The organism is Flavobacterium ginsengiterrae (assembly GCF_039539785.1).
In the GTDB taxonomy this organism is placed as follows: domain Bacteria; phylum Bacteroidota; class Bacteroidia; order Flavobacteriales; family Flavobacteriaceae; genus Flavobacterium; species Flavobacterium ginsengiterrae.
Genome location: NZ_BAABDU010000001.1, coordinates 37,756 through 50,845 on the forward strand (window position 1 = coordinate 37,756; position 13,090 = coordinate 50,845).

Sequence of the window (13,090 nt, forward strand, 5' to 3'; positions counted from 1 at the left end):
TTTATAAAAATACGACAAATTTCCGTTACAGCCGTGAACTTAACAAAAGTGAGACAAAAGAAAGTGCATGCATAAATTTTTATTTCCTGATTAAAAGGTTTTTATTCAATAATTAAATAAAAGCTGAAAATGAGGAAAGCCGTAAAGAAATGATATTTAAATAAAGTATATTCGTACGTATTTGTTTGTTTCAGTTTATTTTTAAAATAATATAATTATGACAAGCAGTATGATCATGAATTCAAGTATGCATTAGTAAAAAGGTAAAATTGTATCCTGTAAAAAGCTTTAAGTGAATTAGAATATTTTCTAAATGGTTTTAAAAAAGTATTCATTTAAGAAAAGAAATTTAGTTCATATAAAATATAGAAAAAATTCTTGCGCGAGGATAGACAAAAATCCCAAGTGTCTTAAAATGATTGGGTATTAACTAAAATTTAAAAACCTTACATTATGTTAAAAAAAATTCTAAGATTAGGCGGAGCTCAGGAATTAACTAAAAAAGAGCTAAAAGCGGTAAACGGAGGCGTAACAGAAGTTTGTGCAAAAGCACTTATAAGTGGAGAGGCTATCTTAAAAAATGGAGCATGCCCTCCAGAATATCCTTTAGCCGGAGGCGGATGCTGTTTTTCTTTATAATAGTTAATTTTAAAATATTAATAGATTTACATCTTTTAAGAGAGGGATTTATTTCCCTCTCTTTTGATTTGGTTCTGTTTTGTTTTGAGAAGGTCTTAAATATTTGATTTAGGGTAATTTTCTAAAAAAAGAAGTAACTTAGAATTCTAAAAAGAACCGATATGCGAAAATCATTTGTATTGTTTATCGCATTAATCTTGTGTTTTTCAGTAAAAGCACAGTATGGTATGTCACTTTCCAAAACCATATCAATTAATGTGAACGAAAATATCGAAACGTATTTCTTTGCCGAAAAACTGGCAGTAGAACACATTGACTATTATGTTTTTAGTCATAAGGGTGAAAGTTATAATCATCAGCCTCTGGTAAGCCATTCTGCGGCTCATTTCATGAAATACAAAGACAGCGATGTGGTTTTAAAGATTGCCAATGTACTTGCAAAGCTGCGTCCTGTTTTAAATGATAACTCACAAATTCTTGAATATCTTTGGTATTGCAAACCTTTTCCACAGACAGGATTTCGATATGATCTTCCCAAAGATATTGCCCTGCGTGATACTTTAAAATACCCTGAAGCCGAGTCTCTTGTTAGAAAACTTACGATACTCTTAAATGAATTTTATGTTCAGGCAAAGGTTGGGGAATATCTAAGAGATAATAAGGAATACTATAAAGGAGCTCTAAACGAAGCTGCTAAAGATATAGGAGTGCAGTCGATTCCATTTGAAGAAAAATGGTATGGAAAGAAATTTCCAGGCTATATTTTTATATTAATGCCGGGAATGCCTATTACTGAAGGAGAAGATAATTATAGAGCATTTGGCATCCAGCTGCAGACTAAAAAAGGAAATATGCCTTCTATGGTATTTAGTTCAAGTGTAATGGTGCCATATAAAGAAAGGCTGTCTGAGTATAAAGAATTTGGCTTTAATAATAAAGAGGTTACAAGATTTTTGACTGTTCATGAAATTGGACACTCTTTTGTGAATCCGCTTTTAAAGGATTTCAAAAAAGAAATTGACCGTGAAAGCATTCTTTTTACTCCTAAACTGAAAAAACATTTAGAGAAGTCCTATATCAATAATTGGGAAAATTGTATTACCGAACATCTGGTGCGTCTTGGGGAAATCCGAACAGCAATGCTGATGGGTGATAAAACGGAAGAAGAACGTCTTAGAAAAGAACATTTAGTGACGATGGGATTTGTACTGCTTCCTTTTTTAGAAAATCTTATTGTTCAATATGAAACCGACCGAAAAAAATATCCTGATTTTAAAAGTTTTCTGCCAGTTATATTTCAGACACTGGATGTATTAAAACCAGAAGATATTGACAGACTGATATCGAATTAAAGATCAGTTTGTTGATGTTCATAATTTGTTTCAGGATCTATAAAAATTTCACCTCACAAACAAAAAACTGTAATTTCAGATATGACAATCTGTACTGCTTTCTTTTAAGCTTTTTAAACTCAGAATAAAGGTTTATTATTTTTTGAGTTTATGTTGTTTTAAAGTACAGCAATGCGTAAATTTATAAAATGAATAAAAAAACAATAATGCTGGTTGATGATGACTCAGATGATGCGGAGATTTTTGAGATGGCAGTAAAACATACAGCTGATTACATCACGTTTGAATACTCAGGCGGAGGCAGTGAAGCATTAAATAGGCTTACGAGTACTGCTTTTTCGCTTCCAGATCTGATTTTAGTAGACGCCGGAATGCCAAAGATGAACGGATGGGAGCTTCTCAAAAATATTAAGGCCGACGATCGAATCGCAAAAGTCCCTGTAATTATGATAGCAACTTCATCCAGAATGGAAGGGATATCTCTTGCTCAAAATCTTGGTGCCGAAGCTTACTTTATAAAACCTTCTAATTATGATGATTTAAAATCCATAATGAAAAATCTTTGCAGTGGATTGCGTACAGATTTAAAAGCTAAATTGCTTACAATGCAGTCAGATTCACCAAGATATATTTTTGTTTTTTAAAGATTATCTTTCGTACTATATTCCCGTAGAATCCTTTATTGCTATATATTTTAGACTTTAAAACCAGTCTGGTTCGCTAAAAGAATTATTATATCCAGATTATTTAAGTTCTTTTAAAAACTGGACTGTCAGCTGACTTTAAATTCCAGCTAACTTTGAATAAATTATAAAATTGAAAAAAATATAGAAGGGTTTAATAGCTAAAGATTAAAACTGATGTCAAAATTTTATCTCAATACAGAAGAATTAGTTCAAGGGGAATTTGTGCCTAAAAAGGTTAATATAGCATTTGTATTTCAGGTAAATTGTCCTGGTTGTTTTATATATGGAATTCCCATAATAAATAATCTTTACAGATTGTTTCAAAAAGATGTGGGTTTTATTGGAGTAGCAACTGCTTTTGAAGATTTTGAATTTAATAACGAAGCAAACTTAAAACTATTATTGAATAACGGGACTTTAGTTGGAGCTGTTAAAAAGCATTATGAAACAAATTATGGTATTTCTGCTTATAGTGAAAAGATAAATTTCCCTGCTGCTTTTGACAAAATTGTGCCTTCTGCAGAATTTTTAAATTCAAATAAAATAGAATTAATGTGTGCTGCTATTCCAAATTTTTCAAATTTTTCGGATACTGAAAAAGAGATTTTAGTGAAGAAAGTAAAATCACATTATTCTCAAGTGCCTTTAGTTGGAGAGACCTTTACAATGAACCAGCTTCAAGGAACGCCTTCTTTTATTATTTTTGATGAAAGTTATAATATTCTGGGATTTCATTTCGGACATATAAGTGAAGATATTCTGCAAAGAAGATTGATGGACTTTTTGGGTTAATCAGTATTTGTAGAATTGTATGCGGATTGAGCATAAATAACTTTATTATAATTCTGGACACGGATAAATTATCCGGCCCAGATTATTGTATCAGACACTTCCATATTTATTGAATATTTTTAATAAATTCAAAAATATATGAAGAAGTTAATTCTGGATATTCATGCTGAGGACCGTGACCTGCCTCTGGAAAAACGATAAGGTGTGTATTTTTTAACTGTCTGTTTAAAGCGTACCAGTTTTCAACAGGAAAACACACATCATGGTCTCCCATAATAACAAGTACGGGATTTTGTAATTTTTTAAGTTTTTCACGTGCATTTGTTGGATCAACAGCGTAATCTGCGGAGCCCAGAGTATAATGATTCCAAAGTTCTTCAAGAACTTTCTTATCATGTCCGTTGGTTCTTTCAGCTATTCTCTCACGGCTTCGTACAGCGGCTTTTTTGCTGCGTTCAGATGCCGGTTCAAAAAATAAATACGTTTCGTCTTCTATTGTATATTCAGGTCTTTTAGAAACATCAAAAAACATTTCTTCGATAGGAATGCTGTTTTCTCCGGGAGGATTTGCGCCTATAACCACAGTATGTGTTATCAGTTCTGGAAATTCAGTTGCGGCTACAACTGCAGCAAACCCGCCAAATGACCAGCCGCCTGCAATGATTTTTTTATATCCCAGTGCATCTGCCAGGTCTTTTATATCATTGGCAAAATCCAGAATAGATGTACCTGGAGTTCCTGTGGAAGACGCAAGTCCGGTGTAATCGAAAGTGATAATTGTATACTTTTCTGCCAGCTTGTCCAGAAATAATGGATCCCATACATCTAGGTCACCTCTAAACCTGTTTGCTAATATAAACGGCTGTCCTTCTCCTATGGAACGATAAGCCAGTTTCCTTCCATTAATTTCTGCGAATTTAATTTCCGAGTTTACTGCTGTTTTCATATGATTGATTTTAATTATTAGTTATTATTTCGTCGCATTTATTGCCTGAAGAGCTGCTTCTGGAGATGAAAGGTATAATTTGTAAAATTCTGCAGTCGCACCGACATGAATTTCATAGGTATCATTTTCAAGTGCCTTTTTTAATTCTAAAGCCACATCCTGCGGACTTATTCCGTTTTCTCCTCCAATATCTTTTGAGAATGATGTATTCACTAGCGGAGGCATCAGTTCAAAAACTTTAACCACAGGTTGTTTATCCAGTTTTTCGAGAGAAATGCGCAGTACCTGAGAGTAGGAGTGCAGAGCGGCTTTGCTTACTGCATAGCCGGGAAGTACTACTCCCGGAGAAAATGCAGCTATTGATGAAACATTTACAAACGCTGCTTCTTGTTGTTTCTGTAGTAATGGCAGCAGTTTTTCAGTAAGTCTCACGATTGAAAGATAATTGGTCATGATTTCTTCTCCAGCTTTTTCAAAAGCATTTGCGTTAGGATCGGTAAGTCTAAAATAATGAGCAAGTCCTGCATTATTAATGACAATGTTTAAGTCCGGATGGTCTGCATGGAGTTTTTCTACAAGATTTTGTACATCTTCTGCATTGTTAATATCTGCGGTAATTGATTTTACATTTGGCAGTTCTTTTACAGCTTTGTGTAATTTATCAGCCGTTCTTCCGGTAATTATAACAGTATTATCGGCAGAAAATAATTTTGCCATTTCAAGGCCAATTCCAGATCCTCCGCCTGTTATAAGGATGGTGTTGTTAGATGTTTTCATATTTTATTAATTAATTGTTTAAAAAATTGGAAGTAAGATTTTCAGAATCAATCAATTCATATTTCAAACCTGAAATATATTCTGTGTTCGTATTTTTATTATAGATGGTCTCAATTATCCTTAATGCTGTCATTACAGGATTTGAGTTAAGATCAGAGAAATATCTGGGCTGTAGATTTCGTACTTCAATTTTCGAATTTTGAATCTTATGGCGCAGCAGTTTGTTATACGAAGAAGTAATTTCTAAAACGCCGCTGAATAAATAAGTGTTTTGTAAAACACCAATTGTAAGAAGTGAAGCATCAATAATTAAAGCTTTGTGCTGTTTTTCAAAGAGTGGAAGAAGTTCTTCTGTAAGATGGATTCCAGCCAGATACTGGCGACAGAGGTTTTCAAATGAATAGGCTGTATAGTAGTCTCCAGAATCAAAACAAGTCTGGCCCGAGTTATTGATAAAAATATTGAGAAGAGGAAACTTCTGGTGGATTTTTGAAATCAGACTGCTGACTCCTTGATCAGAGGTTAAATCGCATAAAATGCTGTGTATGTTTTTACTGCTTTGTGAAATATGCTGTAATTCTGCTTTATTGTTGCCTGTAATGATGACTTTGTTGCCTAATGTAGCAAGTAGTTTAGCCAGTTCAAGACCGGTGCCTCTTTGAGCATTTGTGATAAGTATGATATTGCCTGAAGTTTTCATTTCTATTTTTTTCTGTCGGTTTCTTAAATGTTTATTGGACCCTGACCAGAAGATGCGAGGTAAGCTTCCTTAAGTGTTTCTGAGTAGGTTGGGTGCGCGTAGGATATTCGAAACATATCCTCATCGGTAACTTCATATTCCATTGCAATTACGCCCTGCGCAATAAGGTCTGCAGCACGTGGACCAATGATGTGAATGCCCAGTATTTCTCCATATTTAGGATCAGTAAGCACTTTAGTGAAACCATCTTTTTCCATCGCTGCACGTGCTCTGGCGCTTGCAGAGAAAGGAAACCTGCCAACCCTGTATTCGATGTTTTCTTTTTTAAGTTCTTCTTCAGTATAACCTACCGACGCAATTTCCGGCCAGGTATAAACGACTCCGGGAATAAGTTTATAATTGATATGAGGTTTTTCTCCGTGGATTATTTCTGCGGCAAATATGCCTTCTTCTTCGGCTTTGTGTGCCAGCATAGTTCCTTTGACGACATCTCCAATGGCATAGATATTTGAAACTCTGGTCTGGAGTTTTTCATTAGTTATAATCTGTCCTTTTTCGTTTAAGGCTATATCTGTATTTTCGAGACCTAGCCCGCTGGTATAAGGTTTACGGCCAACGGCAACAAGGCAGTAATCTGCTGTTATTTCTTTGAGTTTATCGGCTGTGTCTAAAAATTGTACCGTTGCAGAATCACCATGGTTAAAAGCAGACTGGACTTTATGATTTAAGAGTATTTGAATGTTTTGTCTGGTAAAAAGTTTTTTAAGTTCTTTTCCTAATTCCTTATCCATTGTAGGAATCAAACTATCGGCATATTCGATAATAGTTACTTCTGTTCCTATTCTGGCGAATATCGAGGCCATTTCCACCCCAATAACACCTCCGCCAATAATGACAAGACTTTTAGGTTTATTCTCAAGTGAAAGAGCTTCGGTGGAAGTTATGATGCGTTTTTTATCTAGTACGACACCCGGAATTGTAGAAGGTTTTGAACCGGTTGCTATAATGTAGTATTCAGATTCAAGCTGTATTGGTTCCTGATTATTTGACTGGACCTTTATCTGTTTGTTGTTTAAGAATTCACCTGTGCCTTGAAAAACGGTAATTTTATTCTTTTTCATCAAGTAATTTAGCCCTGCGGTATTCTGTTCTATTACTTCTTCTTTGCGTTTAATAAGCTGGGGAAAGTTTAATTCCAGTTTCGCTGTTTCAATTCCGAATGTTTTAAATTTAGAAAATGCGGTGTGATAATGTTCAGTACTGTCCAGCAATGCTTTTGTGGGGATACAGCCAACATTAGTACAGGTTCCTCCCAAGGTGTCGTACTTTTCTATAATAGCTGTTTTGTATCCTAATTGAGATCCCCTGATCGCCGAAGCATAACCGCCCGGACCTGATCCGATAACGATAATATCAAATTTTGTTTCCATTCCTGCTCTGGTTTTAAACGCCTGATAAGCGGTTGATTTTTTGTTTTCTTTATAGAGTCAGGTTTTGGGTAACAATCTTTATACCTCTATACAAAGACCTTTAAAATCTGGGGATTTGGGCTTTTTAATAAAAATGATATATCGTAAATACAGGAAAATTTTTGTGATATTTAGAGAAAAGATAAAATCCGCGAGCTGTTTTTAGAAATAGAAAAGATGCGAATTTATTTAGAAAACCAGAATCATTTTTATATTTATTTAAATCCTGTTTTCAATCTTTAATTTTGCTGAGGTTTAATTTTTTTCTAAATGCAAATATGCCGCGAGTCTGACACAGAAATTTTTTTTGGTAAAAAATGAAAAGTGTGGTAAAAACAAGCAAAACTATGAATCTATAGAATTTATAAGTTTTCAGTTTAATACAAAAAAAGTCCTGAATTTCTTCAGGACTTTCGTGGGGAGATCAGTATTCGAACCTATAGCTTTAAATTCGTATATTTCCTATATTTTTATTTTTTAAAGCTAATTGATTGATTTGTTCTGTGTTTTTTATTTTACTTATTGAAACTTAAGATATTTTAAGAAATTGTCTAAGTACATACTGTAATATTCCATCATTTCTGTAATATTCAATTTCTATTTTCGAATCAAGTCTGGCAATAACATTAAACTCTATAATTTCACCGTTTTCTTTTACTGCTGTCACTTTTAATTCTTTTAAAGGGTATATGTCTTGTGCAATTCCAGATATGGTAAAAGTTTCGGTTCCTGTAAGTCCAAGACTTAAAGCATTATCTTCATTTTTATATTGTAAAGGCAGTACGCCCATACCAACTAAATTGCTTCGGTGAATTCTTTCATAGCTTTCAGCAAGTACTGCTTTTACTCCCAAAAGAAAAGTTCCTTTTGCAGCCCAGTCTCTGGATGATCCACTTCCATATTCTTTTCCAGCAAGGATAATTAAAGGAGTGTTAGTTGTTTTATATTTTGTTGAAGCATCGAAAATACTCATTTCTTCGCCTGTTGGAAGATATTTGGTGTAACCGCCTTCTTTATCTGCTAAAGCATTTTTAATGCGTACATTGGCAAAAGTTCCTCTAACCATAACTTCATCATGACCGCGACGTGATCCATAAGAATTGAAGTCAGACTTTTCTACATTTCGACTTAACAGGTATTGACCGGCGGAAGAATTTTCCTTAAAAGATCCTGCAGGCGAAATGTGGTCAGTAGTAATACTATCTCCCAAAACTAATAAAGTGCGAGCATTTTCAATGTCCTGCAATGCTTTTGGATTTTCGGGAAGATCTTTAAAGAACGGTGCTTCTTTAATATAAGTAGACTGATCGTCCCAGGTATATATTTTTTGCTCAGGAATTTTTAAATTCTGCCATGTTTCGTTTCCATCAAAAATAGTTTCATAACTTTTTGCAAACTGTTTAGGAGATAAAACCTCACTTAAAACCTGATTGATTTCATCATCAGATGGCCAGATATCTTTCAAATAAACAGGTAATTGGTTGGGGTCATAACCTACAGGTTCATTTAATAAATCAATATCTACACGGCCGGCAAGCGCAAACACAACCACAAGCATAGGAGACATTAAAAAATTCATTTTGATCTGCGGGTGAATTCGCGCTTCAAAGTTTCTGTTACCAGATAAAACAGATGCCAGAACAAGATCATGCTCCTCAACAGCTTTAGCAATATGCGCAGGTAAAGGGCCAGAGTTGCCAATACAGGAAGTACAGCCATAACCTACGACATGAAATTTTAAAGCTTCGAGATCACCAATTAAATCTGCTTTGGTCAGGTAATCTGTTACTACCTTAGATCCCGGCGCAAGGGAGGTTTTTACCCATGGCTTAACATTCAGTCCGTATTCACGGGCTTTTTTGGCTACAAGTCCGGCTCCGATCATTACAAATGGATTAGAAGTATTGGTGCAGGAAGTGATGGCGGCTATGGCAATTGCTCCGTCAGACAGCATAAATTGTTCAGAGCCTAATGTTACAGCAACACTTTTGATTCCGTTTTCTGATTTTTCTTCGATTTTTGCATGCTCTGGAAGTATAGAATCTCCTTGTACGGGCTGTGAACCTCCTTCGCCAGACCAGCGTGCCACTTGTTTAGGAGCGATGCTTTTTCTGCCAAAGCTTTTGTCAAGTAAATCAATAAGAGAAGGCTGAAGATTTTTAAGCAGAATTTTATCCTGAGGTCTTTTAGGACCGGCTACAGTAGGTTCAATAGTAGACAAGTCAAGTTCAAGGACATCAGTGTATGTTATCGTTTCATCGCCTGTTCGCCACAATAGGTTCGCTTTACAGTATTCTTCGACAAGTTCGATCTGATCTTCGGAACGGTTGCTGAGGCGCATATATTCTAACGTTTTTTCATCGACGGGGAAGTATGTAACGGTACACCCAAATTCAGGAGACATATTGCCAATAGTAGCGCGATCTGGGACGCTCAGACTGTCTAACCCAGGACCATATACTTCTACAAATTTACCAACGACTCCATATTTTCTAAGCAGTTCTGCAATTGCAAGCACCATATCTGTAGCGGTAGAGCCAAGAGGTATTTTACCTGTAAGTTTAAGTCCGATGACCTCGGGCATAATAAAATAAATAGGCTGTCCTAAAATAGCGGCTTCGGCTTCAATACCGCCAACACCCCATGCAATTACACCAATTCCATTTACCATTGGTGTATGACTGTCGGTTCCAACTAAAGTATCGGGAAAAATTTCCCCGTTTCTTTCAATTACCCCTTTCGATAGATATTCTAAATTAACCTGATGACAAATCCCCATACCCGGAGGGACGACACTAAAATTACTAAAGGACTGCTGTGCCCATTTCAAAAATTCGTAACGCTCAGAATTACGCTTATATTCCTCTTCCATATTTCGCAGATAAGAGTATTCCGTACCAAAATAATCTACCTGTACGGAATGATCAATAACGAGATCCACAGGAATTAATGGGTTTATCATGTCAGGGTTTTTACCCCTGCGCTGGGCTTCAGCTCTTAGAGATGCAATATCTACTACAGCGGGAACTCCGGTAAAATCCTGCATCAGTACTCGGGCGGGCTTAAAAGGAATATCTTTGTCAGAAGCTTCAGGTTTCCAGTTAAGAAGTGTTTCGATGTTTTCTCTTGTAATGGCAAAATCATCATAATTTCGTAACACATTTTCCAGAAGAATTCGAATCGAGAATGGCATTTTTTTGATATTATATCCCTGGTTTTCCATCTCGGCGAGACTGTAATAGGAAAAAGTTTTGTTTTTGCTTGTTAGCAGTCTTTTAATTTGATAAATGTCGTTTTGCATACTGATAGTGTTTAATTAGTATTGATGTGAAATATATAAGATCGAATAGAGAGAGTTTTTTATAACGGCATATTCTTAAATGAACTAATACTTAAAATTATTAATAATCTTTTATTATTTGTTCAAAATATATGCCTCTAATTTTAATCGCTTAAAAGTCAGGGGTATCTTGTTTTTTGACTGTTTTTTTTATTTACGATATTTCGTTGATTTCTAAATTTCGCTGACAAATTATGAGATGTCGTTAATAGCTTTTTTGCAAAAAAAATCCCTTTAAAAGATTTCGCAATTGAAGGGATTTAGTTTACGTTAAGATTTACATTAGTCTGCAAACAAAGCATTATGCAAAACTACTGCTGCCTGCTGTATTGAAACTTGTATTGCCGGAATATGAGCAATTGGATTCAATAAGCCGTAATCGTGGATAAAACCTTTGTATTCGGTAATGGTAGTTGGAACACCTGCCTGATCTAATTTTCGTGCATATGCTAAACCCTCATCATATAGAATATCATTTTCGGCTACTTGTACCAATGCTGGCGGAAGGCCTTGCAATTCTTCCAGTGAAGCTTGTAAAGGTGAAGCATATTTATTTTTACGGCCTTCTTTTTTAGGCAAATAATTGTCCCACATCCATTTCATTAAAGGTGTTGTAAGAAATCTTTCCTGAGCAAATTTAGTGTATGACGGACGGCTGAAATCTGCATCAGTTACCGGCCATAAAAGTACTTGCTGTGTCAATTTAGGTCCTTTTTTATCTTTTGCCATCAGTGCCACCACAGCTGCCATATTACCACCGACGCTGTTACCTGCAACCGCTAATCTAGTGCCGTCTACACCAATTTCTTTTCCATGTTCAGCAGTCCATTTCGTAGCAGCATACGCTTGATTAATAGCTATTGGAAATCGAGCATCAGGAGAAGGTGTGTAATCAGGGAAAACTGCAACAGCACCGCTGTTTACAACCAAATCTCTAACTAATCTTTTGTGAGTAGGATAATCTCCCAAAACCCAGCCGCCTCCGTGGAAAAACATGAAAACAGGTAATCCGTCTTTAGCTCCTTTAGGTTTTACAATATGGAGCTTGACTGTTAAACCATCCTGTGTAATTGTTTTTTCAGTTTCTTCGATATCGGAGTAATCGTAAGTTACAGAATTTTGAGCACCTACCAAAACGAGTCTTGCCTCTTCTGGAGTCATTTGTTCAAGGGGTTTTCCATTACCACCATTTAATACCTTTAAAAAAGCACGAATATCTTTTGATATGTTTGGATCTTGTGCTGCAGGTGTTTTTTGCTGTGCTGCTGCTGACGTGTTAAACATCAATGCTGCTAGTGCTGATAAGGCTATGCCTTTAAAGAATGAATTTTTCATAATCTATATTTTAAATTGTTATTTTTTGATGAGACAAAGGTATGTCGCAATAACAGCTCTGTATAGATTAAAAAGTGGATTAAAATTGTACTTTTTTCCTTTGCAGGTGTTTTTTATTGTTTTTTGAACTCTTTTCTGAAATTGGCTGGTGTATTTCCAAGCTTTTGAGCGAACATTCTGTTGAAATAACCCGGATCTTCATATCCCAGCTGATAAGCGATTTCTTTAATGCTTAAATCTGTATAATATAGAAGTCGTTTGGTTTCAAGTATAATCCTGTTTTTAATTATTTCGTTTGGATTCTCCAGATTCAGTTTTTTAAATTTATGGGATAACGTTTTAGGGGCCAGGTTCATTAAGTCTGCATAATCAGCGACAGCATGTTTTTCGCGAAAATGAATCTCGACCAGGCGGCTGAAATTTCTAAAAAAATCATGTTCAGCGGGCTGAAGCATAATCTGGTCATTTTCCAGATTTTGTTTTTTCCACTCTCTTGTTGCCTTTAAAATAACCTGCTTCAAGTAAACACGGATCAGTTCTTCTGATGAAGAATCTTTCAGTTCAATTTCTTCTTTAATTTGGGAGAATAATTGTTGTACAATTACCATTTCGGATTCATCAAAAGCTACTTTTGGGATTTCAAAAAGATTATTGAATAATAATCCATCGCAGGCAACCTCAGAGTCATGGATCTGAACACAATAAAAATCCCTATTATAAAAGATTAAGTGAGCAGGAGTATTTGTGGCTTTAACTATGGTAAGGAACTGATTGCTGTTTACAAAAAATACAGCCGGTTTATCCAAATCGTATATTTTAAAATCGACACTGATGATGTAATGAGCAGGTACTAACAAAACTTTAATGAAGGGACGGTAAAGATTATTATTGATTAATTCCAAATCCTGGTCGTTAAAAGTATTACAGCCTAATTTTTTGTATTTAGATTCGAATACAAGTTTATTATTTTCCATTTCTTAATGATGTAAATCTTCTTTGCCAGTCTTTATTTTAAGCTTATTACTTAAGTATCTATACTTCAACTTAGTGATTA

Annotated in this window: 11 protein-coding genes; 4 read left to right on the plus strand and 7 right to left on the minus strand. The window is 35.2% G+C overall.

The features are described from left to right. Window positions 1-453 precede the first annotated feature (453 nt). The 4 genes from ABD859_RS00130 to ABD859_RS00145 all read left to right on the plus strand — a co-directional run bounded on the left by ABD859_RS00130 (window position 454) and on the right by ABD859_RS00145 (window position 3,469). Window positions 454-639: a bacteriocin gene (locus tag ABD859_RS00130; RefSeq protein WP_345138584.1), complete on the plus strand. Its 186-nt coding sequence runs from the start codon at window positions 454-456 to the stop codon at window positions 637-639. A 161-nt stretch (window positions 640-800) separates the two neighbouring features. Then, a complete protein-coding gene (locus ABD859_RS00135; RefSeq protein ID WP_345138587.1) occupies window positions 801-1,991 on the plus strand; it encodes a DUF4932 domain-containing protein in 1,191 nt (396 codons plus the stop codon). Between the two features lie 188 nt (window positions 1,992-2,179). Beyond that, window positions 2,180-2,635, plus strand: coding sequence for a response regulator (locus ABD859_RS00140; protein ID WP_345138589.1), 456 nt, complete (start codon window positions 2,180-2,182; stop codon window positions 2,633-2,635). A 216-nt stretch (window positions 2,636-2,851) separates the two neighbouring features. Next, window positions 2,852-3,469 (plus strand): hypothetical protein, encoded by a 618-nt coding sequence (locus ABD859_RS00145; RefSeq protein ID WP_345138591.1) that lies wholly within the window; start codon window positions 2,852-2,854, stop codon window positions 3,467-3,469. A gap of 106 nt (window positions 3,470-3,575) precedes the next feature. On the opposite strand, the gene ABD859_RS00150 is transcribed toward ABD859_RS00145, so the two are convergent. From ABD859_RS00150 to ABD859_RS00180, 7 genes are all read right to left on the minus strand, one after another. Continuing rightward, window positions 3,576-4,415: an alpha/beta fold hydrolase gene (locus ABD859_RS00150; RefSeq protein ID WP_345138594.1), complete on the minus strand. Its 840-nt coding sequence runs from the start codon at window positions 4,413-4,415 to the stop codon at window positions 3,576-3,578. Between the two features lie 24 nt (window positions 4,416-4,439). Beyond that, a complete protein-coding gene (locus ABD859_RS00155) occupies window positions 4,440-5,192 on the minus strand; it encodes an SDR family oxidoreductase (protein ID WP_345138596.1) in 753 nt (250 codons plus the stop codon). 10 nt (window positions 5,193-5,202) lie between these two features. Continuing rightward, window positions 5,203-5,892, minus strand: coding sequence for an SDR family NAD(P)-dependent oxidoreductase (locus tag ABD859_RS00160; protein WP_345138599.1), 690 nt, complete (start codon window positions 5,890-5,892; stop codon window positions 5,203-5,205). A 23-nt stretch (window positions 5,893-5,915) separates the two neighbouring features. Further along, entirely contained in the window at window positions 5,916-7,322 is a 1,407-nt protein-coding gene (lpdA, locus tag ABD859_RS00165; RefSeq protein ID WP_345138602.1) for a dihydrolipoyl dehydrogenase, read from the minus strand. A 568-nt stretch (window positions 7,323-7,890) separates the two neighbouring features. Continuing rightward, window positions 7,891-10,662, minus strand: coding sequence for an aconitate hydratase AcnA (acnA, locus tag ABD859_RS00170; RefSeq protein WP_345138604.1), 2,772 nt, complete (start codon window positions 10,660-10,662; stop codon window positions 7,891-7,893). A gap of 321 nt (window positions 10,663-10,983) precedes the next feature. Next, window positions 10,984-12,036 (minus strand): alpha/beta hydrolase, encoded by a 1,053-nt coding sequence (locus tag ABD859_RS00175; protein WP_425554210.1) that lies wholly within the window; start codon window positions 12,034-12,036, stop codon window positions 10,984-10,986. A 113-nt stretch (window positions 12,037-12,149) separates the two neighbouring features. Then, a complete protein-coding gene (locus ABD859_RS00180) occupies window positions 12,150-13,010 on the minus strand; it encodes a helix-turn-helix domain-containing protein (RefSeq protein ID WP_345138607.1) in 861 nt (286 codons plus the stop codon). Window positions 13,011-13,090: the final 80 nt, after the last annotated feature.